The sequence below is a fragment of the Acinetobacter sp. FDAARGOS_559 genome, from assembly GCF_003940475.1.
In the GTDB taxonomy this organism is placed as follows: Bacteria; Pseudomonadota; Gammaproteobacteria; order Pseudomonadales; family Moraxellaceae; genus Acinetobacter; species Acinetobacter baumannii.
This window is the reverse complement of sequence record NZ_RKJG01000005.1, coordinates 803,123-827,149: the sequence shown is the minus strand read 5'-3', so window position 1 is coordinate 827,149 and position 24,027 is coordinate 803,123. Positions and strand designations below refer to the sequence as shown.

22 protein-coding genes are annotated in these 24,027 nt (G+C 39.9%); 15 read left to right on the top strand and 7 right to left on the bottom strand.

The features are described 5' to 3' along the window. Nucleotides 1-29 precede the first annotated feature (29 nt). The 5 genes from EGS71_RS05460 to EGS71_RS05435 form a co-directional block, all read right to left on the bottom strand. On the bottom strand, nt 30-593 hold the full coding sequence (locus EGS71_RS05460) for a hypothetical protein (RefSeq protein ID WP_000020766.1): 564 nt from the start codon (nt 591-593) through the stop codon (nt 30-32). 147 nt (nt 594-740) lie between these two features. Next, nucleotides 741-1,745 (bottom strand): LLM class flavin-dependent oxidoreductase, encoded by a 1,005-nt coding sequence (locus EGS71_RS05455; RefSeq protein ID WP_001257210.1) that lies wholly within the window; start codon nt 1,743-1,745, stop codon nt 741-743. Between the two features lie 134 nt (nt 1,746-1,879). Next, on the bottom strand, nt 1,880-2,383 hold the full coding sequence (locus EGS71_RS05450) for a hypothetical protein (RefSeq protein WP_000783724.1): 504 nt from the start codon (nt 2,381-2,383) through the stop codon (nt 1,880-1,882). A 234-nt stretch (nt 2,384-2,617) separates the two neighbouring features. After that, nucleotides 2,618-3,040 carry a glycine zipper domain-containing protein gene (locus EGS71_RS05440; RefSeq protein WP_000772606.1) on the bottom strand — a complete coding sequence of 141 codons (423 nt, stop codon included), beginning with the start codon at nt 3,038-3,040 and terminating at the stop codon, nt 2,618-2,620. Nucleotides 3,041-3,237: 197 nt separating this feature from the next. After that, nucleotides 3,238-4,140, bottom strand: coding sequence for a LysR family transcriptional regulator (locus tag EGS71_RS05435; RefSeq protein WP_000089875.1), 903 nt, complete (start codon nt 4,138-4,140; stop codon nt 3,238-3,240). Between the two features lie 119 nt (nt 4,141-4,259). On the opposite strand from EGS71_RS05435, the gene EGS71_RS05430 reads away from it, so the two are divergent. The 3 genes from EGS71_RS05430 to prmC all read left to right on the top strand — a co-directional run bounded on the left by EGS71_RS05430 (nt 4,260) and on the right by prmC (nt 7,199). Next, nucleotides 4,260-5,099: a type 1 glutamine amidotransferase domain-containing protein gene (locus tag EGS71_RS05430; RefSeq protein ID WP_000735892.1), complete on the top strand. Its 840-nt coding sequence runs from the start codon at nt 4,260-4,262 to the stop codon at nt 5,097-5,099. Between the two features lie 190 nt (nt 5,100-5,289). Continuing rightward, entirely contained in the window at nt 5,290-6,378 is a 1,089-nt protein-coding gene (gene prfA, locus EGS71_RS05425) for a peptide chain release factor 1 (RefSeq protein ID WP_000648005.1), read from the top strand. After that, nucleotides 6,378-7,199 (top strand): peptide chain release factor N(5)-glutamine methyltransferase, encoded by an 822-nt coding sequence (gene prmC / locus EGS71_RS05420; RefSeq protein ID WP_001017489.1) that lies wholly within the window; start codon nt 6,378-6,380, stop codon nt 7,197-7,199. The genes prfA and prmC overlap by 1 nt, the downstream gene beginning before the upstream one ends. 7 nt (nt 7,200-7,206) lie before the next feature. Here prmC and EGS71_RS05415 read toward each other — a convergent pair whose 3' ends face one another. Continuing rightward, nucleotides 7,207-8,235 (bottom strand): AraC family transcriptional regulator, encoded by a 1,029-nt coding sequence (locus EGS71_RS05415; RefSeq protein WP_000261451.1) that lies wholly within the window; start codon nt 8,233-8,235, stop codon nt 7,207-7,209. Between the two features lie 165 nt (nt 8,236-8,400). Between EGS71_RS05415 and EGS71_RS05410 the strand changes: the two genes are divergently transcribed. The 3 genes from EGS71_RS05410 (at nt 8,401) to EGS71_RS05400 (ending at nt 12,190) form a co-directional block, all read left to right on the top strand. Next, the gene (locus EGS71_RS05410; protein WP_000701533.1) at nt 8,401-9,171 is read left to right on the top strand and encodes a 3-hydroxyacyl-CoA dehydrogenase; all 771 of its coding nucleotides are present in this window, start codon (nt 8,401-8,403) and stop codon (nt 9,169-9,171) included. A gap of 18 nt (nt 9,172-9,189) precedes the next feature. Continuing rightward, nucleotides 9,190-10,326, top strand: a complete 1,137-nt coding sequence (locus EGS71_RS05405; protein ID WP_000602463.1) for an acyl-CoA dehydrogenase family protein — start codon at nt 9,190-9,192, stop codon at nt 10,324-10,326. Nucleotides 10,327-10,546: 220 nt separating this feature from the next. Continuing rightward, complete coding sequence (locus tag EGS71_RS05400) at nt 10,547-12,190, top strand: AMP-binding protein (protein WP_000853296.1); 1,644 nt, start codon at nt 10,547-10,549, stop codon at nt 12,188-12,190. Nucleotides 12,191-12,234: 44 nt separating this feature from the next. Here EGS71_RS05400 and EGS71_RS05395 read toward each other — a convergent pair whose 3' ends face one another. Further along, entirely contained in the window at nt 12,235-12,813 is a 579-nt protein-coding gene (locus EGS71_RS05395; RefSeq protein ID WP_000083683.1) for a flavin reductase family protein, read from the bottom strand. A gap of 169 nt (nt 12,814-12,982) precedes the next feature. On the opposite strand from EGS71_RS05395, the gene EGS71_RS05390 reads away from it, so the two are divergent. The 9 genes from EGS71_RS05390 (at nt 12,983) to EGS71_RS05350 (ending at nt 23,965) form a co-directional block, all read left to right on the top strand. Further along, nucleotides 12,983-13,759, top strand: coding sequence for a HesA/MoeB/ThiF family protein (locus EGS71_RS05390; RefSeq protein WP_000137898.1), 777 nt, complete (start codon nt 12,983-12,985; stop codon nt 13,757-13,759). Between the two features lie 58 nt (nt 13,760-13,817). Continuing rightward, nucleotides 13,818-15,116: an ABC1 kinase family protein gene (locus tag EGS71_RS05385; RefSeq protein ID WP_000742543.1), complete on the top strand. Its 1,299-nt coding sequence runs from the start codon at nt 13,818-13,820 to the stop codon at nt 15,114-15,116. Between the two features lie 15 nt (nt 15,117-15,131). After that, the gene (gene folB, locus EGS71_RS05380) at nt 15,132-15,512 is read left to right on the top strand and encodes a dihydroneopterin aldolase (RefSeq protein WP_000338779.1); all 381 of its coding nucleotides are present in this window, start codon (nt 15,132-15,134) and stop codon (nt 15,510-15,512) included. Continuing rightward, nucleotides 15,469-15,906, top strand: coding sequence for a 2-amino-4-hydroxy-6-hydroxymethyldihydropteridine diphosphokinase (locus EGS71_RS05375; protein WP_000993397.1), 438 nt, complete (start codon nt 15,469-15,471; stop codon nt 15,904-15,906). The genes folB and EGS71_RS05375 overlap by 44 nt, the downstream gene beginning before the upstream one ends. A gap of 261 nt (nt 15,907-16,167) precedes the next feature. Then, nucleotides 16,168-17,877, top strand: coding sequence for a potassium-transporting ATPase subunit KdpA (gene kdpA, locus EGS71_RS05370; protein ID WP_000891219.1), 1,710 nt, complete (start codon nt 16,168-16,170; stop codon nt 17,875-17,877). 8 nt (nt 17,878-17,885) lie between these two features. Then, the gene (gene kdpB / locus EGS71_RS05365) at nt 17,886-19,925 is read left to right on the top strand and encodes a potassium-transporting ATPase subunit KdpB (RefSeq protein WP_085944091.1); all 2,040 of its coding nucleotides are present in this window, start codon (nt 17,886-17,888) and stop codon (nt 19,923-19,925) included. Nucleotides 19,926-19,938: 13 nt separating this feature from the next. Then, nucleotides 19,939-20,544 (top strand): potassium-transporting ATPase subunit KdpC, encoded by a 606-nt coding sequence (gene kdpC, locus EGS71_RS05360; protein WP_000860729.1) that lies wholly within the window; start codon nt 19,939-19,941, stop codon nt 20,542-20,544. 38 nt (nt 20,545-20,582) lie between these two features. After that, entirely contained in the window at nt 20,583-23,237 is a 2,655-nt protein-coding gene (locus EGS71_RS05355) for a sensor histidine kinase (protein ID WP_001191604.1), read from the top strand. A gap of 11 nt (nt 23,238-23,248) precedes the next feature. Continuing rightward, the gene (locus EGS71_RS05350) at nt 23,249-23,965 is read left to right on the top strand and encodes a response regulator (protein ID WP_000625748.1); all 717 of its coding nucleotides are present in this window, start codon (nt 23,249-23,251) and stop codon (nt 23,963-23,965) included. Nucleotides 23,966-24,027 lie beyond the last annotated feature (62 nt).

The window sequence follows — 24,027 nt, the reverse complement described above, 5'->3', positions numbered from 1 at the left end:
CATGGTCTATCAACCATGCTTTTTTATTTTTAAGGTGTAGTTCTGATAATGATATCAACGGGTCGTTGAGTGCCATCCATACTATAAATGGCTGTATCGGTAACTTTTACAATCGGCCAAGTTTGTAGTTTGCAATTTGGTCTTTGCAGTGCCGTATAGTAGCTATCCGATTTAAAAAATGTTTTATTTGCCCGTGCGGTATTGGGCGTCAAAAGTCGTTTAAGCCATGTTTCATTTACTTGGGTTTCAAGAAAACGTAAAGCTAAGATGCTTTTAACACGATTGTTAAATAACCTCCGGTTCTTGGCAATAAGTGGATGGGTAATTAATCGATGTATACCGATTTGACTGTGAGGTAAAATAAAGTGAGGCGTAATTTGAAATACCGTTACGAATTTTGCCTGTTGGCAGATTTTTTCTAAATGCGTTACGGTCTCCTGATCCGTTCCAATAATGGCTACATTTAAATGAGAAAAATCAAATTCTTTAAGTTTATTTGATGGCAGAATTTGACCAGTGAAGGCTTCAAAATCCTCAACTGTATTTTGAAAAATAGCTGATTTAGCGACATTATTTTTAAGGTCAATACTCATTTTCCAAAAGTCCTTTTGGTTTTCATTTATGATGATTTTTTATCGTTTTAATATAAATAACCAAGCAAGGAGTCTGGGTAAAGTATTTTCAGATAGGTGGTTATCTCATGCTTGATATAGATTCAAACATGAGATGTTGCATATATATTAATTTCCTGATTTTACTTGCATTAATTGGGTGAAACTATCTAAGCGTTTAGCTGTTTCGTATACATCACAAGTAAAAATAAACTCATCGACTTCATAAGTGTCCAGAAGTTTTTGCAGACCCGAACGTACTGTTTCAACTGAACCGATTTGTGCCATCGTATAGAAGTTTTCAACAGAAAGTTGTTCTGCCGTGTTCCATAATCCCTGCATAGATGTAACTGGTGGCTTAAGTTTGAGACTTTCCCCACGAATTAATCCTAATACACGTTGATAAGCACTTGTTGCCAAGAATTGTGCTTCTTCATCTGTGCTTGCAACGACAACTGGAACACCCATTGAAACGTAAGGTTTATCTAGATATTCAGAAGGCTCGAAATTCTCACGATAAAGTTCAATGGCTTGACCAAGCATACGTGGTGCAAAATGTGATGCAAATGAGTAGGGTAAACCAAGTTTTGCAGCCAACTGGGCACTAAATAAGCTTGAACCTAACAACCAGACAGGTACATGAGTATTTTGTCCAGGTGTCGCAATAATCTTCTGGCCCACTTGAGGTGCTTTGAAATATTGCAAGATTTCTACAACATCTCTCGGGAATTGATCTTCTGTTTCCTGATGTCCGCGGCGTAAGGCACGCATGGTGACCTGATCTGTACCTGGAGCGCGACCTAAACCTAACTCAATACGGTCTGGATATAAAGTAGCTAATGTACCGAATTGTTCTGCAACCACTAAGGGAGCATGGTTTGGCAGCATGATCCCGCCTGAACCTAAACGAATGCGCTGGGTATGAGCCGCGATAAAACCAAGTAAAACAGCTGTTGCCGAACTCGCAATTCCATCCATATTATGATGTTCTGCAAGCCAAAAACGGTCATAACCTAACTTTTCTGCATGTTGGGCAAGCTCTAATGCATGACGTAATGAAAACTCAATAGTTTTATCATCACGTATAGGGGCAAGCTCCAAAATTGAAAATTTAGTATCTTGAAGTGATCGCATGCGATATTCTCGGAAAACGTTATATCGAAATAATACGATATAAAGAAGCTAATGTATATCGTTTTTTTTCGATATGGCTTTCTTCCTAAAATAAAAAAGCACCACTAGGGTGCTTTTTTAGATTGATATATAAATTAACGATGTTTGTACCAACCACGGTGTAAACCGTTGTCATGACGGTAGTTACCACCTCTGTAATAGCGGCGATCACCATCATAATATCTACGGTCATCACGATCATAACGACGGTCATAACGGTCATCATAGTTACGATCTTGGGCAACTTTACGACCTAGAGCAGAACCACCAGCGGCACCAACTGCTGCACCGATATATCCGCCATTTGTACCGCCCATGTTTTTACCAACGGTGTAACCTGCGCCACCGCCTAAAGCACCACCAATAGCCGCTTCTGTACGGTTACGACGGTCACTTGCTGCTGCTGCACCACCAGCACCGCCTAAAGCTGCACCAATTGTTGCACCTGATGTACCACCGATACTTTTACCGATTGCTGTTCCTACTACACTACCTAGAGCAGAAGTTGCCGCTACACGGGTACCATTATCTGCATGAGCAACTGTAACCATAGATGTTGTTGCGATTAATGCACTTGCTAACCAAACATTCATTTTCATTGTGGAACTCCATGCTCTTTTCAATAACGAGCAATCTTTATGTCTTGAGCTAAATGTAATTAAAAATTTCGAGAAAATTATGAAGAAGGCACATGCTGATACGATAGTTTTGTGTCTGCTTTGTATTGTTTCTATTAATATGTGGATAAACTATGAGCAACTATCTTGGAAACCAAAATTTTGGGTTATAAAAAAACACCCGAAGGTGTTTTTAAGCCGATTTCATCACGGTAATTAGTGACGATGATGACGGTGTTTTTTCTTCCAATATTTAGAAGAATGGTCTGCATCACGGTCTTTAGAAATTTTATTACCTAAAGCAGAACCACCTGCTGCACCTAAAGCAGCACCGATGTAACCACCGTTTGTACCACCCATGCTTTTACCAACAGTATAACCTGCACCGCCACCTAAACCACCGCCAATTGCAGATTCTGTACGGTGACGACGGTCACTTGCAACTGCTGCACCACCAGCACCACCTAAAGCAGCACCAATTGTTGCGCCAGATGTACCACCCATGCTTTTACCAATTGCAGTACCAGCAACACTACCTAAAGCAGAAGCTGCTGCTACATGAGTTGTGTTGTCAGCATGTGCTACAGTTACCATAGAAGTAGCTAAAACAGCACTACATAATAAAGCATTTAATTTCATCATTTACTCCGTGTCCCAAGTTACAGGACCTTAATATCTTTCGTTACGGCAAATGTAACAAAACACTTCTCTTTAAATGTGGAGAACCTTCATTCGATTATTGGAGTTTAGTGTCTTCTTTGTATGCTTTCTATTAAAATAGAATATTTATTATTCACCTAGAAAAATTAAATACCATTTATATATATTCAGTTTAGCTAGTCATCATTTGAACATAAGAAATCAATTAAAGCTCGGGTAGCAGAGGACATGTGTTTATGCTTCGCATATAACAAAGAAAAAGGACGTGTATGACCTGCATATGTATTAAGTATAGGTTGTAGTTTTCCTTGTTGAATTTTTTCATTAACAATAAAGTCGTAACTTTGACATATACCTAGCCCGCTTTCAGCAAGAGTTACCACACCAACAATATCTTCTTTTACTAAAATTCGATTTGTTGGTGTCCATTGAATTTCCTCATTATCGTTTTTTAAAAACCATGGGGTTATTTTGCCGCTACTGGGCAATTCAAAGGCAATACATTGATGATGTTTTAATTCTTCCAAATTTTTTGGAATACCCATGCGTTTCAAATAAGCAGGTGAGGCGACAAGTTTTAAAGGTGCTTGCTCTAAAGGTCTAGCAATAAGGGTGCTGTTAGGAAGTTGTCCTTGACGGATGGCTAAATCAAAACCCTCAGCAATTAAGTCAACGTTTCGATTAGAAATACTAATTTCAATTTGAATGTCCGGATATTTCAAAAGAAATTTTTCTAATAAGGGTGGTAGACGATAGTGCCCATAAGTCGTAGGTACACTTAATTTAATTTTTCCAGAAATTTGTAGTTGTTCACCTTGAACCACGCGTTCAGCATGGTCAATTAACTGAAAAGCATGTTGCATTTTTTCATAGTAAAGCTGACCTGCTTCGGTCAGACTTAAATGGCGAGTAGTTCTTCTAAAAAACTGGATACCTAATTTTTTCTCGAGTCTTGTAATTGTTCTACTAATGACTGAAGGCGTTGTAGATAAATCAATTGCAGCTGCACTAATAGAAAGCTTTTCGGCCACAATTAAAAACACTTCAACATCGGCAAGATGGTCAAATTGGCGAGACATTTTGTCCTCAAACGCAAAAAAGATTTGTGAAATGAGTTGTTTTTCTACCTCTGGGGTAAAAATAGAATATATCCATCCCAGTTATAAATCCAGCAAATGCTTGGAATGAAGGTCGAATAATGAAGAAGTTAAATCAAATAATGTTTGCAATGATTGCAGCTTCGGCAGCATTAAGTGCAAATGCCGCTCATGTATTGATTGTATTGTCTGATGAAGGACAGTTAGAGCTAAAGAATAAGCAGGTTTTTAAAACGGGTTTTTATCTTAATGAGTTGATGCAGCCTACAAAAATGCTTTTAGATGCAGGGCATACCGTAACATTTGCCACTCCAAAGGGGAAAGCTCCAACGTTAGATGAGTCATCAAATAATGTAATGTATTTTAATCAAGATGAAAAAGCATTAAAGCAGTATGCTGGTTTATTACATGATCTAAAATTAACTTCTGCTCAAGATTCTCCAGTTGTGAGCCTATCTCGTATTGAGCAAATTGGTATAGATCAATTTGATGCTATTTATATTCCGGGCGGACATGCGCCTATGCAAGACCTATTAAAAGATAAACAACTTGGAAAAGTACTTACAGCTTTCCATAAAGCTGGAAAACCTACAGCTTTGGTTTGTCATGGGGCTATAGCTTTGATGTCAGCTTTACCTAATGCCTCGGAAGTAGTTGGACAACTAGAACAAGGTAAAACAGTCAAAACTGGCGAATGGATTTATAAAAATTATCGGATGACAGTAATTAGCAATCAAGAAGAAGAGCAAGCGAAGGGCTTATTAAAAGGCGGTGAGATGAAGTTCTATCCACAAACTGCATTAGAGTCACTTGGAGCAAAATATCAAAGCAATACGAAAGCTTGGTCGCCAAATGTAGTGGTGGATCGTGAACTTATTACTGGACAAAATCCAACTTCGGCTGTTCTTGTCGGTAAATCTTTATTAGAAAAATTAAAATAACTATAGCGGTTAAAGAGACTTTATAAATAAAGTCTCTTTTATTATATGGATTTGGAAAGTTAATGTTTTAAAGGATTACATATGTTATTTAATTGGCATAAACTGTAAACTATGCGCTATTTTTATGATTTGGCTTATCTTCTTATATTTATCTAGATAAGTTTTTTGGACTTTTGAGATATTTCCTCTTATGAAAGCGTCACTCCGTTTACGTCTTGATCAACTCTGTGATCGTCATGAAGAACTTACTGCATTGCTTGCAGATGCAGAAGTGATTTCCGATAACAAACGTTTCCGTAAACTGTCTCGTGAACATAGTGATTTAACTGAAATTACCGAAGTTTGGGGCAAATACCGTCAAGCAGAAGAAGATATTGAAACTGCTGAAATGATGAAGTCGGACCCTGACTTTAAAGATATGGCAGAAGAAGAAATTCAAGCAAATAAAGCATTGCTTGAAGAATTAGAAAGCCAGCTTAATATTTTGATGATTCCAAAAGATCCAAATGACTCTAATGCTGCATATTTAGAAATTCGTGCTGGGACGGGCGGTGATGAAGCTGCAATTTTCTCAGGCGATTTATTCCGTATGTATAGCAAATATGCCGAATCGCAAGGTTGGCGTATTGAAGTCCTTTCTGAAAATGAAGGCGAGCATGGTGGTTTTAAAGAAGTTATTTGCCGTGTAGATGGTGATGGTGTGTATGGCCGCTTAAAGTTCGAAAGTGGCGCGCATCGTGTACAACGTGTTCCAGCAACTGAATCACAAGGTCGTGTGCATACGTCAGCTTGTACAGTAGCAATCTTGCCTGAAATTGACGTTGATACTAACGTTGAAATTAACCCGGCAGATTTGCGTATTGATACTTACCGTGCGTCAGGTGCGGGTGGTCAGCACATTAACAAAACCGATTCGGCAGTCCGTATTACTCACATACCAACCGGTACAGTCGTTGAGTGCCAAGAAGAACGTTCACAGCATAAAAATAAAGCTAAGGCGATGGCATTGCTAGTATCACGTCTAGAAAATGCTAAACGTGCAGCAGCCGATGCAGCAACTTCTGAAATGCGCCGTGATTTGGTCGGTTCTGGTGACCGCTCTGAACGTATCCGTACTTATAACTACCCGCAAGGACGTATGACGGATCACCGTATTAACCTAACTTTATATAAGTTAGATGCCATTATGGAAGGTGATCTAACGGAATTGCTCGATAGTTTACATCGTGAATATCAGGCAGATCAGCTTGCGATGCTTGCACAGGAAAATGGCGGCTAATGAATATTGCTCAAGCGCTTGCAATTCGTGGTGAGCCTGACAGTTATGAACGACAGGAAAATGCTTGGCTGCTTGAGCATTTTCTAAAAATCAATTCTCTCGAATTAAAGTTCAGACTTGAGCAAGAGTTAACAGCCCAACAAGAGCAAGATTACTTGGCTGGTCTTGAACGTATCCAAAATGGTGAACCTTTAGCCTATGTGACAGGTTCGCAGCCATTTTGGACGCTCGATTTAAAAGTAACGTCGGATACTTTAGTGCCACGACCAGATACTGAGGTTTTAGTTGAAACTGTTTTAAATCTAAATTTGCCAAAGAATGCAAATATCGTGGATTTGGGAACGGGAACAGGTGCAATTGCGCTTGCATTGGCAAGTGAACGTCCAGATTGGTTCGTCACAGCAACTGATATTTACGCACCTACTTTAGATGTTGCAAAAGAAAATGCACAAACACACGGCTTGCATCATGTGAAATTTGCTTGTGGCGCTTGGTTTGAAGCACTGGAACCCCAACAATTTGATTTAATTGTTTCTAATCCGCCTTACATTGACCCTGAAGATGAACACATGCAAGCTTTGGCAACAGAGCCGCGTCGTGCGTTGGTTGCAGACCATCATGGGTTAGCCGATATTGAAATTATTATTGCTCAAGGCAAGAACTGGTTAAAACCGCAAGGCTGGATTGCACTGGAACATGGTTACGATCAGGGGCAAGCTGTTCGAGGCATTTTCGCAGAGCATGGTTTTAGTGAGATAAAAACTATTCAAGATTATGGTCAAAATGATCGAGTCACTTTAGCATCATTATTAATAAAATAAGAATAACTCAAGCTGTAGAGTTAAGGGTTGCTTCCCGATAAGCGCCGGGGCTAACACCTGTCCATTTTTTAAAAGCACGGTGAAATGCACTCGGGTCATGGAAATTTAAGTCTTCACTAATGTCTTGTATTGAATCATTGCTTTTGCTTAAACGTTCAATTGCAATATCACAGCGAATTTCATTTTTGATTTGTTGATAACTCACTCCTTCATGTTTAAGTCGGCGTTGAACGGTAGCTTCTGAAATATTGAGCTGCTGTGCGACATCTTTGAGTTCAGGCCATTCGGCTGGGTGAAGTTTTAATAAATGACGCCGAATAACAACACTCAATGCATTTTCATTTTTAAAACGAACCAAAAGATTTTGTGGAGTTTGCTCTAAAAAATCGTAAAGCGCTTTTTTATCTTTTTTAATTTTTATATTTAAATAGTGTGCATCAAATTCAATCTGATTTGTCTCGGCATTAAATTGTATATCTTCACAAAAGCGTACCAAATAATCTTGAATATCGTTCGGTTTTGGACAACGTACAGCAATACGGTTTAAGCCAATTCTTTGATCGACTAACCAACACATAAGCCCATGTACCAACATTAAAAAGGTTGCGTAGGTAAACATACGTTTGGGTTGTTCTTGATCATGAATCACCAAATAAGCTTTTTCTTGTTCTTGAATGAGTTCTCCTCGTATATCGTCAAGTACAAAATTAAAAAACTTCAAAATATCGTAGAGCGCTTTTTCTAAAGTTTCAGCCGTACTGACGAGTTTTGTAAGTAATTTATAACTACCACGGCGCATAGGGTGACTATCCATGCCAAAAAACTCGTCATCCATGGCATTGGCAAGTTCTATCCATAATTGTGCATACGTTGCTACCGGAACACGCGCTTTAGGTGTCATAAGTAATTCAGCAGGAATGCCAGCTTTATTCAAAATAATTTGAGTATTGAGCCCTTTGGCATAAGCCGCACTTAATGCTTCATGTACCAGTGCAATCGAAATTGTTCCTTTACTTAAAGAAGATTGGACAACCATGTCAAAGACTCATTTTTTACGTATTTCAAGTGAAATATTTCATATTCAAAATTTGGATTGATCAAAAGCTGCAAGCATTTTGAGGTTTTTTGAAATTGTATCGGAAAAAAACAACTTTTACTCTCACTACTAAGCTTAAAGAACATTTCTATAGGACGTTACATAATGAAAATTCAAGGAAAACATTTCGTGATTACAGGTGGTGGCTCTGGTTTAGGAGCTGCAACGGCTGAATATTTAGTAAAGCAGGGTGCCTCAGTCACATTAGTAGACATGAATGTAGAAGCAGGTGAGCAGCAGGCGAAACAACTAGGACCAAAAGCTGACTTTGTAAAACTTGATGTAACTGATGAAGCAGCTGCTGAGCAGTTCTTTAAAGATGTGTTGGCCAAACATGGTCATTTGTATGGTTTGGTGAACTGTGCCGGTATTGGCCCTTCTGCAAAAGTAGTTGGCCGTGAGGGCGTTCATGACTTGGGGTTATTTGCAAAGACTTTAAATATTAATGTCACAGGTACATTTAACATGTTGCGTTTTGCAGCAGATGCAATGAGCAAAAACACGGTTGAAGAAGGTGAAGAGGACCGTGGCATCATTGTGAACACTGCTTCTGTTGCAGCATTTGACGGTCAAATTGGACAGGCAGCTTATTCTGCATCAAAAGGCGCTATTGTGGCGATGACTTTGCCGATTGCTCGTGAGCTAGCACGACATGCCATTCGTATTATGACCATTGCACCGGGAATTATGGAAACTCCAATGCTTAAGGGTATGCCACAAAATGTACAAGATGCTTTGGGGCAAATGGTGCCGTACCCATCTCGTTTAGGAAAACCAGAAGAGTTTGCTCGTTTGGTTGCCCATATTGCTGAAAACTCTTACTTAAATGGTGAAGTCATCCGTTTAGATGGTGCAATTCGCATGGCAGCAAAATAATAAAATAAGGATGTTGAAATGATTCTAAATGCTGAACAAAGTATGGTTCAGGAGATGATGCGTAACTATGCGCAAAATCAGTTAAAACCAACTGCTGCACATCGCGATAAGACCCATGAATTTCCGGCTCAGGAATTAAAAGACTTAGGTGCCCTAGGCGCTATGGGGATGACTGTGCCCGATGAATGGGGCGGTGCCGGAATGGATTATGTATCTTTGGTACTCGCAATTGAGGAAATTGCCGCAGGCGATGGTGCTATTTCGACAATCGTAAGCGTACAAAACTCTTTGATTTGCGGTATTACACTGGCATACGGTTCAGAGCAGCAAAAACAAACCTATTTGCCAAAATTTGCCTCTGGTGAATGGCTAGGATGCTTTTGTTTAACTGAGCCACATGTCGGTTCCGATGCGAGCGCGATTTTATGTAAAGCAGAGCGAGATGGCGACCATTGGGTACTCAATGGCGTAAAGCAATTTATTACCAGTGGTAAAAATGCCCAAGTAGCTTTGGTATTTGCGGTTACAGATAAACAGGCTGGCAAAAAAGGAATTTCGTGTTTTCTTGTACCGACCAATACACCAGGTTACTTGGTGACTCGTATTGAAGACAAAATGGGTCAACATGCTTCGGACACCGCAACCATTACGTTAGAGGACTGCCGGATTCCTTTAGAAAATTTGGTGGGACAAGAAGGTGAAGGTTATAAAATTGCGCTATCTAATTTAGCGGCTGGACGTATTGGTATTGCCGCTCAGTCTGTTGGTATGGCAAGAGCGGCTTTTGATGCAGCCGTGCAATATGCAAACGAACGTAAGGCCTTCGGTGTAGAGCTGGTTCAGCATCAGGCGGTTGGTTTTCGCTTAGCCGATATGGCAACTCAGATTGAAGCTGCACATCAGCTAGTTTTGCATGCTGCAACTTTAAAAGATGCGGGACTACCTTGTTTAAAAGAGGCCTCAATGGCGAAACTCTTTGCATCAACTATGGCTGAGCGAGTTTGTTCGGATGCAATCCAGATTCATGGCGGTTATGGATACGTCAGTGATTTCCCTGTTGAGAGAATTTATCGGGATGTTCGTGTAAGCCAGATTTATGAAGGTGCTTCTGATATTCAGCGCTTGGTGATTGCTCGTGAAGTGGCTCAAGTTTAGATCATAAGGTATTGAGTTTTTAAACTTAAAACTGCAAGAAGCCGCACACTATGTGCGGTTTCTTGCAATTGAAATGATGCATTTTTGCTATTAGTTTTGTTTGAAATAGATGGAAAAGTTGAAGAAATATTCTTCAAGCTTTAGCTAAAACAATAACAGTCAGGACAGATTTTGTGGCCTTACACAAAATCAATCATCAAACGGAATGAAGGTGAGCATCATGAAAACTTTGGCAGAAGCTTATCAGCAATTTGATCTTACAAGGCTCATCGAAGAGCAACTTGTTGGGCATCCCCAAGCAATAAATGCTTATGTTGAGTGCTGTGAGCGTTATGTAGGAAAAAATAAAACAGCGCTTATCTGGGAAGGAAAAAACGGGCAGGCAGAGCACTATATGTTCGAACAACTTGCTGAACTTTCTGGAAAACTTGCTAACTTCTTTAAAGCACAAGGAATTCAAGCTGGAGATTGTATTGCAGGACTTCTACCAAGAACGCCTGAGTTATTAATTACAATTTTGGCAGCATGGCGTATAGGCGCTATTTATCAGCCTTTATTTACTGCCTTTGAAGCAAAATCGATTGATCACCGAATTACGACTGCTCAAACTAAATTGATTGTGACCAATGATGAACAGCGCCCTAAACTGAATACCTTAAATGTTCCGGTTATTGTAACTGTTCATCAAACAGGTCTTTTATCTGAGCATGACTTTGATTTTTGGCAATCTTTACAACGATATTCTGAGCAATGTGAGCCAGTAAATCGTAGCTTTGATGATGACTTTTTAATGATGTTTACCTCAGGCACAACTGGACTTGCGAAGTCTGTACCTGTTCCACTAAAAGCAATTTTAGCATTTAAAGGTTATATGACTCATGCTGTCGATTTGCGTGAAGAGGATATGTTCTGGAATCTGGCAGATCCGGGCTGGGCATATGGTTTGTATTATGGCATTACCGGGCCTTTAAGCTTGGGGCATAGCATTATTATGGATGAGCGTTCATTTAATGTAGATCAGGCAATAGAATTAATTAAAAAATATAAAGTAAGTAATTTAACAGGATCGCCTACAGCATTTCGCATGTTCTTTGGTTTTAAGGAAAAATTTGACTCTTCAATTAAACAACATTTACGCGTAGTGAGCAGTGCAGGTGAGCCATTAACTCCTGAGGTTGTGAGCTGGTTTAAGCAGGATTTGGAGGTCAATATTTTTGATCAATATGGCCAAACTGAACTAGGGATGGTGATTGCAAATCATCATGCTCTTGAGCATCCATTAAAAGTAGGTTCAGCTGGTTTTGCAATACCTGGACATCGTTTTGCGGTGTTAGACCAAAATTATCAAGAATTGCCAACTGGTGGTGTTGGTATTTTGGCAATGGACTCGGAGCAATCTCCATTGATGTGGTTTAAAGGTTATGGTGGCAATAATCGCAAAGCCTTTGTTGGCAAATACTATTTAACTGGTGACACGGTCACTTTAAACGAACATGGGGGCATTGATTTTGTGGGTCGTGCTGACGATGTCATTACAACTTCGGGCTATAGAGTTGGACCATTTGATGTTGAAAGTACTTTATTAGAGTGTGAGGCCGTATTAGAGTCAGCAGTAATTGGTAAGCCAGATCCGGAACGAACCGAAATAGTCAAAGCTTTTGTGGTACTTAAGCCTGCTTATCAAGCGTGTGAAACATTAAAAGATAAGTTACAGCAATATGTTCGTAACCGTTTATCTCGTCATGCTTATCCAAAAGAAATTGAGTTTGTGGACAGTCTACCGAAAACCACGAGCGGAAAAATTCAAAGAGGACTGTTGAAGCAGCAAGAAATTGCAAAAATGCAGCAAGCCTACGCAAGCTAATTTGAACAAAGGGAAATATTTAGAATTTCCCTTTATTCTTTATATTAAAGATCGGCTTTCACTTCCTCACCAATTAAATAAAATGTTCCACCAGCAATATAGTGCAGGCTACGAAGTTCTTTTGGTGCATCTTGAAAATGCCAGTGCCCATCTCTAAAAACGCGACTATCTGCCCATGCACCTACAACAGAACCAATAAATAGGTCATGAGCTGACTGATTATGTGGTTCAGGAATAAGTTTACATACCAGCCATGCGATACAACCTGATACAAGCGGACTGGTCAGATCTTTTTGATAAAACAGCTCAACCCCGCAGTGTTCAAGTTTTTGTGGGTCATCTAATTTGCTAATGGTACCAAGTTGCTTGGTCATATTGAGCTGTGCATAGCAAGGAACTTGTAGTGTGAAATAACCACTTTGCTCAACCAGCTGTCGGGTTTTAGTACTTTTATCTAAAACGACGGTCACTTTGGCAGGTTTAAACTCTAAGGCACATGCCCATGCGGCAGCCATCACGTTACGGTCATCACCATGCTGAGCAGAGACTAGTACAGTTGGACCATGATTTAACAAACGATAAGCTTTTTCTAACTCTACTGGTGCAATATATGATTGGGACATATTTAGCCTAAGTAATACAGAAAAGGGATAGCTCTATTGTTGCAGAAAGCATGTGAGAAGTAATGTAATAGGGGATTAACTGAATAAAAAAGTTGTTTCCATTTTATAGCTTTCCTAATGACGAACTTAGTCATAAAATCACTTGGCTTCTAAGTGAAAGGATTAACGTGTGACCGAGCTCCAAGATATCGATTTTGTAGAGTTAAGTGATGAAGAAATGCATCTCTATAGCCGTCAGATTTTACTTGATGGATGGGATATTGAAGCTCAGGAAAAACTTAAACTCGCCAATGTATTAATTGTCGGTGCTGGCGGAATAGGCTGTAGTAGCGCGGAACTACTTGCACGAGCAGGAGTTGGGAAAATTACCCTCATTGATGCAGATACCATTGAGATAAGTAATTTACAACGTCAAATCGCATTTGGTCATGAAGATATTGGACGTTATAAAGCTGAAGTTTTAGCTAAACGGTTACAGAAAATTAACCCTTATATCTGTGTTGAATACTTTAACGAACGTTTAGACGAACATAATATTGATAAACTAGTTGAACATCAAGACGTCGTTTTAGATGGCTGTGATAACTTTACAACGCGTTATTTAGTGAATGCAGCTTGTAAAAAGCATCAAGTCGCATTAATTAGCGCTTCTGCAATTGGTTTTCAGGCGCAAATGTTTATGGTTGAAGGTGATTCAGCTTGTTATGAATGTTTGTTCCCGAAAGAACAACATGCCAATGAAGGGCTGCGATGTGCGGAATCTGGTGTGCTTGCGACTACACCTGTAATGATTGCGTCATTACAAGCACATCACACTTTATTGTATTTAGGACTAAACAGAACGCCGCTAAAACAAAAACTGTTACTTTGGGATGGGTTAAATATGATGCAACGTATTGTTAATTTTGATAAAGACATAAATTGTCCACTTTGTCAGGCAAGCTAATCAGCAAATAAACCAAAATTTGCTACACTTGATTTGAATATTCTGGTTTTAAAGAAATATGAAAAAAAATGTTTTATTTGATGGATTGCGCTCTGTTGCCCGCATCGGTGAAACCGCAGTAGTTGCGGCTAAAGCCGGTATTAAGTATGCAACTGATAAGCTAAGTAATGCCAAACTTATGCGTGAGACTTTTGAGTCGCTTGGCTCAACATATATTAAGCTTGGTCAGTTTATCGCGAGTACCCCATCGCTATTCCCACGTGAGTATGTAGAAGAATTCCAAGGCTGTTTAGACCAGACCCCAACTTTACCTTTTAGCTATATTCAAGGTGTACTTGCGTCTGAGTTTGAAGGGCGTGATTTAAGCCAGATTTTTAGTTATATCGATGAAACACCACTAGCTTCTGCCTCAATTGCTCAGGTTCATGCGGCTAAATTAACTACTGGTGAAGATGTCGTTATTAAAGTACAAAAACCGGGTGTTGAAACCATTTTGTACACTGACCTAAATGTGGTGCATTGGGCTGCTAAATTGCTTGAACGTGCGGTACCTAAAATTAAATTTGCCGCTCTTTCTGACATTGTTGATGAAATTAAAACCCGTATGGTGCGTGAAGTCGATTTCATTGAAGAAGCACAAAATTTAGATGACTTTGTGGAATATTTAAATATTTCCCAAAACCAAGCTGCTACTGCACCTAAAGTTTATCATCAGTTTTCTACGCGCCGTGTTTTGACCATGCAGCGTTTATATGGGGTCCCTTTGACAGACTTTAGCGTTGTTAAACAATATGCTAAAGATCCATCGCAAGTACTCATTACTGCCATGAACACATGGTTTGGTAGCTTAATGTTATGTAAGAGCTTCCATGCGGACTTACATGCTGGAAATCTAATGCTGCTTGAAGATGGCCGTGTTGGTTTTATTGATTTCGGTATTGTCGGGCAGTTAAAGCCGGAAGTTTGGACAGCATGCATTGCATTTATGGATGCTTTACAAAAAACTGATTATCAGGCAATGGCTGAAAACATGCTCAAAATGGGTATGACCCATAATAAAATTGACGTTCAGGTTTTAGCACAAGATCTAGAGCGTTTATTTAATGGTGTGTTAATGGCTGATCCACAGCAGATTTTGGCTTCTAATCCAGCCGATTTAAACGACATCATGATGGATATGGTAGCTGTTGGTGAGCGTCATGGTATTAAATTCCCTCGAGATTTTGCCTTATTATTTAAGCAAATGCTTTATTTCGATCGTTTTATGCGCGTACTCGCACCTTATACTGATATTTATGCAGACCAACGTTTGAAAATGGTTCAAAATATGGAACCTGCTTCGTTATTAAAGCACTAAGGTCAGTTTAAATTTATGGATGCCATTATTATTGAAGGCTTGAAGGTTGAGACAGTGATTGGCTGTTTCAACTGGGAAAGACAAATCATTCAACCTTTGATGTTGGATTTAACCATCCATAATGATTTGAGCCGAGCTGCAGCGTCTGACAAGCTTGAAGACACACTCAACTATGCCCAGATTTGTGAGTTATCGGCCCAAACCATTCAGAAAGCTAAGCCCGAATTAATCGAGCATGCAGCACATCTCGTTCTGCAATGTTTGTTTGAAACCTTTCCAACAATTGAAAAAATTACCATAACCATCCGTAAGCCAGCCATCATTGCAGAAGCAAATGCTGTAGGAATTCGTCTTGAACGCACCAGAAACAATTTTTGCGCTCGCCCTAGCGAGTAATTTAGACGCAGCACAACACTTTACTTTTGCTTATACGCAATTAGCAACTTTGGGGAAAGTGCAGTTTTCATCTGTTTATCAAATTCCATGTCGAGATGGTATTGGAGATGATTACTGGAACTCAGCGTGTCTATTAAGAAGTACTTTATCGTGTGAACAAATTGAATCTTTTTTAAAGAAACTTGAGTCAGATTCTGGGCGTGTTCGACCATCACATCATATTTCTTTAGATGTAGATTTGATTGCATGGGGAGCTGATCTGGACCATATGCAATTTAATTCTAAAAAATTGCCGTTAGCACTCGATGTAAAAATTCCTTTATATGAACTTTGGCATTGTGAGACCTTAAAGGCTGATAGCACACTTTATCCAGTCGTTAATTTTAAAGTTTAATGTCTTTCAAACTAAATTTTACGCAAACTTTACGCGGGTTTTGACTTCTTCAATAGAGAATTTACGGGCATTTTATCAATACTGAAATTCACTAAATTAGTGTTATTTCAGGACAATAAAGATGCTTATAAATTCTCAAATGCGCATCTTGCATCAGTCTGGCATTGTCTTATGCGGACTTAAAACAAATGATATTTCTCCATCTCTCCTTATTTCCAGTTTGGCAAATCAAGCCAACAAGGGGTATAGAGGAGAATAGCCATGTTAGAACTTATACTTGTTTTATTTATTGCTATTTTTCTAGCATGGTGCCTCAGTAAATATCTATCCAAAGTGATGGCAAGTCAGCCGATGTGGGGCGATGGATTATTTCGCTGGATTGAAAATCCTGTATATCGCTTATTAGGTGTATCTCCACAACAACAAATGAACTGGAAACAATATTCTCTAGCATTTGTTGTGAGCTGTATTTTTCTTGCAGTGGCTATTCTTGCTATTTTTATGACGCAAGCATGGCTACCATTAAACCCGAACCATGCACCAAATATGAGTTGGGATTTAGCATTACACACGGTTATTTCATTTTTAACTAATACCAATCAACAGCATTATTCTGGACAAGCTCAATTATCTTATTTGTCGCAAATGACAGGTATTGTGGGCTTGCAAGTCATTACTCCAATGATGGGGCTGGCTTTAGTTGTCGCGACCTTAAGAGCTTTCTTTTATCAGCGCCCAAGCCATATTGCAGCCGATGTTGCCGAGCAGCCAGACCAAATTTTAATTGGGAACTATTGGGCAGATGTAATTCGCCCTACAGTTCGCTTTTTGCTTCCACTCTGTTTTGTCTGGTCATTATTGCTTAACAGCCAAGGCGTGCCATCAACTTTCCAAGGTGGGCCAGAAGTACAGCTTATTGATAAAGCCAATAGCGTTGAAACTCAAAAAATTCCTTTAGGGCCAGTTGCGCCAATGGTGGCGATTAAGCAATTAGGTAGTAACGGTGGTGGTTGGTATGGTCCAAATAGTTCTGTGCCTTTAGAAAATCCGACACCACTTTCTAATTTATTAGAAATGATTGCGATATTACTTATTCCACTTACCGTGATTTTTATGGTTGGGCATTTTACCCAGCGTAAAAAGTTTGCTTACTTTGTGTTTGGTAGCATGCTTTTCATGTCGATTATTTCAGGTGCGGCGGCTGTCTGGTCTGAGAGTATGTCATCGACAGCATCTCAACTTGCCGTAATGGAAGGTAAAGAACAACGTTTTGGACCAGCCGCATCAGCAGTTTGGGCAGCGATCACTACGCAGGTGAATAACGGTTCGGTCAATATGATGCATGATTCTTCAGCACCGCTTACCGGTTTAGTCGAACTCATTAACATGCTGATTAATGCCATTTGGGGTGGTATGGGCTGTGGTCTGCAACAGTTTATGATTTATCTGTTACTCGCAGTATTTATTGCAGGTTTAATGACAGGTCGTACACCTGAATTGTTTGGACGCAAGATTGAAGCGGCAGAAATTAAGTTGCTCGCGATTATTATCTTGATTCAACCTTTAGTCATTCTTGCGTTTACTGCATTAAGCCTCAGCGTTCCAGGCATATCTGGAATTAGTAATCCAGGACCACACGGTATTAGCCAAGTGTTCTATGAATATGTTTCTGCGTTTGCTAATAACGGTTCAGGTTTTGAAGGTCTTGGAGACAACACTGTATGGTGGAATGTCACTTGTAGTATCGCTCTACTGTTAGGACGTTTCCCTACATTAATTTTGCCATTAATGATTGCCACACGTTTAGCAGCAAAAAGAAAGGCACCCGAAACAGCAGGTAGTCTTCAGGTTGAAACACCAACCTTTGCTTTAACACTGATTACGATTGTTGTGTTGCTTACCTTATTACAATTTATGCCAGTTCTTGTCCTTGGGCCTATTGCCGATCAACTTTTGTTGGTTAAAGGCTAAGGAGGCGAGTGAAAATGAATACACAAACTCATGTAAATAGCCATAAACAAACCATGGCAGTGCCAAATTTTGAAGTTTGGAAAAATGCATTTGTGAAACTGCTACCGCAGCATGCAATTAAAAATCCTGTGATGGCAATCGTATGGCTTGGAACAGTAGTTACAGGCATTAGTACAATCTTGGGTTACACCACGCTGTTATTTGGTTTTGCGGTTACAGCAATTCTGTTTATTACTATTTTATTTGCTAACTATGCTGAAGCAGTTGCAGAGGCCAGAGGTCGTGGACAGGCATCTTCATTACGTGCAGCAAGAGAAAATTTAACAGCTCGAAGACTCAACTCTTTGACAGACCGTCAAGCGACTCAAGTTGCAGCGACCCAACTTCATTTAAATGATTTTATTGAAGTACATGCAGGTGAGCTTGTTCCAGCCGACGGTGAGATTGTAGAAGGCTTTGCAACTATTAATGAATCGGCTGTTACAGGTGAGTCTGCACCTGTGCTACGTGAAGCTGGAACAGACCGTTCAGGTGTTATTGGTGGAACCAAAGTTCTTACAGATCGTATTGTTGTGCAAGTGACTGCTGAATCTGGGCAAAGTTTCTTAGACCGTATGATTGCTTTGGTCGAAGGCTCAAATCGCCAGAAAACTCCGAATGAGATTGCGCTTGGCTTCTTGTTAATGGTGATGACAATCACATTTTTAATTGTCGTGATTAGCCTGCCATTTATTGCTCATTACTTGCATATTGAGCTCGATCCAGTTGTACTCGTGGCGTTATTGGTCTGCTTAATTCCAACAACGATTGGTGGCTTGTTACCTGCGATTGGTATTGCGGGCATGAACCGCGCACTTAAAGCCAATGTTTTGGCGAAATCAGGTAAAGCTGTCGAAGTTGCGGGTGACATTGATATGCTTTTACTCGATAAAACAGGAACCATTACTTATGGTGATCGTCAAGCGACTTCTTTTTATCCCTTAACTTCGGTAACCGAGTCTGAATTAAGAGCTGCTGCTTGGGTAAGTTCACTTGCCGACCCAACACCAGAAGGTAAATCGATTGTTAAGTTAGCAAAAGAGCAAGGCTTAAAACAGCAAGAACCTGAGCAAGCCGAATTTATCTCTTTTAGTGCTTCGACTCGAATTTCTGGTGTGAATTTACCGAATGGTGACCAAATTCGTAAAGGTGCTTTAGATGCAATCTTGAAATTTGTAGATGAAGATTATTCTCAAGATTTAGAGTTAAAAGCACGTGTTGAGCAAGTTGCCAAAAAGGGTGCGACACCATTGGTTGTCGCAAATCAACATCATGTACTGGGGGTGATTGAACTCTCAGATGTGATTAAACACGGCATTAAAGAACGTTTTGCTCGTTTAAGAGAAATGGGTATTAAAACTGTCATGGTCACAGGCGATAACCCATTAACTGCTGCTGCGATTGCTGCTGAAGCAGGGGTAGATGACTATATTGCCGAAGCAAAACCAGAAGACAAATTGGCTTGTATTCGCACCGAACAACAACAAGGTCGTTTAGTTGCGATGGTCGGTGATGGAACCAATGATGCGCCAGCATTAGCACAAGCTGATATTGGTTTAGCCATGAATTCAGGCACACAAGCTGCAAAAGAAGCTGGCAATATGGTCGATTTAGACTCAGACCCAACCAAATTACTTGCTGTGGTCGAGATTGGGAAACAGCAGTTGATTACCCGTGGTGCTTTAACAACATTTTCATTGGCAAACGACGTCTCTAAATACTTTGCCATTTTACCTGCATTGTTCGCTGCTGCGATTCCACAAATGCAAGTATTGAATGTAATGCACTTAGCAAGTCCAAACAGCGCGATTTTATCTGCATTAATTTTTAACGCGATTATTATCCCGCTATTAATTCCAATCGCACTCCGAGGCGTCAAATTTAAACCTTCAACTGCAACTCAGTTACTACGTCGAAATATGTTGATTTATGGGGTGGGCGGTGTGGTTCTACCATTCCTTGCCATCAAAGCGATTGATGTAGTGATTGTTCAATTATTTGGTTTGTAATCTGGAGTTTGAAATGAAAACTTATATACAAAATTCAGAAGCAAATTTGGGTCAGACCTTAAGAGCATCTTTCGGACTTCTAATTTTTACCCTTGTGGGTTGCGGTGCTGTTTATAGTGCGATCGCTACAGGTGCGGGACAGGTGTTATTCAACAATCAAGCAAATGGTAGTTTGATTGAAATAGACCATACAGTTCTAGGGTCAAAATTAGTTGCTCAGCCATTTGTTGGAGAGGCTTATTTTCATCCGCGTCCTTCAGCAGTCGCTTATGACCCGATGGCTATGGCAGGTACAAACTTAGCGCGTACTAATCCTGAACTACAGCAACAAATTGATGCTCAGATTCTTGCGGTGAAAAAACAAGACCACACAGGTAATAACCCTATTCCAAGTGATTTGGTGACTAAATCGGGGAGTGGTATTGATCCGCATATTAGTCCTGAATCTGCTCAGTTACAGGTTGCTCGAGTGGCTCAAGCGCGTCATGTCGACCCTAAGGTTGTTGAAGAGCTTTTGCAAAAGTATGTTGAACCGAAGCAGTTTGGTGTATTGGGGCAAGCTCGTGTTAATGTATTAGAGCTAAATATCGCTTTAGATCAATTACAATCTACACATTAACTTAAAAATAAAGTTGTTAGTTTACCGGATGATATCAAGTGCAAAGCAATCGCGAAAATCAGGCTGAGGCCTTATTAAATCATGTTAATAGATATCAAGCCGGTCGTCTAACGGTCTTTCTTGGTGCGGCACCAGGTGTAGGAAAAACCTATGCCATGCTCGCCCGCGCTAAAGAACTATTTCAACAGGGCACAGATGTTGTTGTTGGTATTGTTGAAACCCACGGAAGAATTGAAACTCTAAAAATTTTGGAAGGGTTGCCTCAAATTGCTAGAAAGGAAATGCAATATCAGGGGCATACTTTAGAAGAAATGGACTTGGATGCTATTTTACTTAGGCATCCGCAAATCGTTTTAGTTGATGAACTGGCTCATCGCAACGTCCCAAATAGTCGCCATGAACGACGTTGGCAAGACGTCAATGAATTGCTAGACGCAGGTATTGATGTATTCACCACTATAAATATTCAACATTTAGAAAGCTTAAATGATGTGGTGTACCAGATTACGGGAATCCGAGTAAATGAAACGGTACCAGATCGGGTATTTGACCGTATTCGGGACATTCGCTTAATTGATTTACCAGTTAGTGAGCTTATTGAAAGGCTCCATCAAGGAAAAGTCTATATGCCAGAGCAAGCAAATCTGGCATTACAAGGCTTTTTTAGCATTTCAAATTTAACGGCATTACGTGAACTGGCAATGCAATGCGTTGCTGAGCATGTCGATTCAGACTTAAAAGAGAGTTATGTCTCAAAGGGTTTGAAATCTATCTCGTTGCAAAATGAATTGATGATTGCGATAGATGGGCAAGGCTCTTCTGAATATTTAGTGCGAGCAGGCTGTCGTTTAGCAGAACGTAATGGTGCTACATGGACTGTAGTGAATGTTGCTAAAAGTTCGGACTTTGGACAGAGTTCAGCGAATTCTTATAAAAAAGAATACATCGAGATTGACCGTGCATTTGAGCTGGCTCGGCAACTCGGTGGTCGAACGGAGGTTTTATATGGGCCGCGAGTTGCTTCAGTGTTAATGGATGCTGCGATTGACCGAGGTATTTCCAATCTAGTCATTGGTAAAAGTATTTCACCGTGGTGGTTAAAGTTATTTAAGAAAAATTTAGCTCAGCAATTATTAAATCAAGAAAACTCGATTGCTTTAACCATTTTGCACCCAGAACAGGGCACTAAAAAGATTAATCAGCTCGAAAAACCTTCATTTTTATCATTAAAAGAAAGTGTTTTTGTTTTAGCTGTTACATGCGCAAGTATTTTTATAGCTCACTTCGCAGAAGTTCTATTTGGTATTGAAGACTTCTCTGTCATTTTTATTATTTCTGTTTTAATTGTTGCAACTAAGACCCGAATGCTCGCTGCAGTAGTGGCTGCTCTTATTTGTTTCTTAGCCTATAATTTTTTCTTTATTGCCCCGCGTTATACCTTTCAGATTTCAGCACACCAAGGGGTAGTCACCGTTGTTGCTTTTTTTGCAGCAGCTTTAATTGCTGGCCGTTTAGCTTCTCAGTTACGCCAGCAAGTTTTGTCTTTAAAAGCTGCGAATGCCTACACTACGGTAATGCAAGACTTGGCGCGTAAGCTTTCTAGCGCAGTAAACCTTGAAGAAGTCATGCAAACAGGACGTATGACTTTAGAAACACAACTTCAAACTAAAGTGTGGATTTCTATTCGAGATAAAATAATTTCATCTGATATTGAGCTAAATGATAAAGAAAAAGTAGCTGCAGAATGGTGTTTGAAACATCAGCAGCCATGCGGGCGCTTTACCGATACTCTGAGTCAGTCAAACTGGTGGTTTTTACCACTTTTAGAACAAAAAAATAGCCTAGGTATTGTGGGAATTTACTTTAAGGATGAAGTGGTTTCCTTAAATTTTGAGCAAAAGAAATTGACTGAAAGTGTAATCGAATATATTGCACAGGCAGTACTTCGAACCCAATTGGTGGATGAGCTTGAACAAGCAAAAGTCATCAGTGAAACAGAGCGTTTGCGTTCTGCTTTATTATCTTCGGTATCGCATGATTTACGCTCGCCACTTGCTTCTATCATTGGCGCAGCAGACACGCTTGCTAATTTTAAAGCTGATATGTCAGAACAAGACCAACAAGATCTGCTTGAAACAATTCATTTAGAAGGTGAGCGCTTAGACCGTTATATTCAAAACTTGCTTGATATGACCCGTTTGGGACACGAAGGTCTAACTTTAAAAAGGGACTGGATTGGGGTGGATGAATTAATTGGTTCGGCAACCCGCCGTTTAAAGCGTTATAAACCAGATACTCAAGTGTCAGTTGAATTACCTGAGCAACAAATTAGTTTGTATGTCCACCCAGCACTGGTAGAGCAAGCTATTTTTAATGTTTTAGAAAATGCGGCAAACTTTTCACCTCCAGATGAGCCAGTCATGATCCGTACTCATCTTTTGTCAGAAGATGAAGTAAAAATAGAAATTGAAGATAAAGGTGTAGGCATCCCTGAAGACGAAAGACATCGCATTTTCGATATGTTTTATACTATGGAGCGTGGAGACCGTGGAAAATTCGGTACAGGTTTAGGGCTAACAATTGTAAAAGCGATTATTGGTGCTCATATGGGTACAATAGAAGCATTTTCAGGGCGCCAAAATAAAGGTACTTTAATTCAAATCAAATTACCCCTTCGTCCAGTAAAAGAATAAGTTGTAAATTCATGATAAGTTCAGAAACATCACCTGTAGAAACACGTATTGTGATTATTGATGATGAGCCTCAAATCCGTAAATTTTTAGACATTGCTTTAAGAACTCAAAAATACAAAACCACGCTCTGTGAAACGGGTTACAAAGGCCTAGAGGCATTAGCAACCCAAGGGGCTGATTTGGTGATTCTAGACTTAGGCTTACCCGATTTAGATGGGAAAGAAGTCCTTCAAGAATTACGTAGCTGGTCGAATGTTCCCGTTATTGTGTTATCTGTACGCGCTGATGAATACGAAAAAGTTGCTTTGCTAGATGCTGGTGCAAATGACTACATGACCAAGCCTTTTAGTGTGCAAGAGCTTTTGGCACGCATACGTGTCATTTTAAGAAATCAACCGATTCAGCAAGAAGCTCATGTGTATGACGATGGTTATCTCAAGGTTGATGTCACGCAACGTTTAGTTTGGATCGAGCAACAGCCAATTACTTTAACTCGAAAAGAGTTTCAACTTTTGACGTTATTAATGCGCTACCAAGGGCAGCTTTTAACACAGCCACAGCTCTTAAAAGAGCTATGGGGACCCACCCATCAGGAAGATACGCACTATTTACGTATTTTGGTGGGTAAATTGCGCAGTAAGTTGGGAGATAACGCGATTCAGCCACGTTATATTGCTACTGAACCAGGTGTTGGGTTACGTTTTTTAGCTAAACAGAAAAATCATTAATGAGATATAAAAAAAACCTTAGGGTATTTCTCCCTAAGGGTTTGCAAAGTGGTTTATAGTTT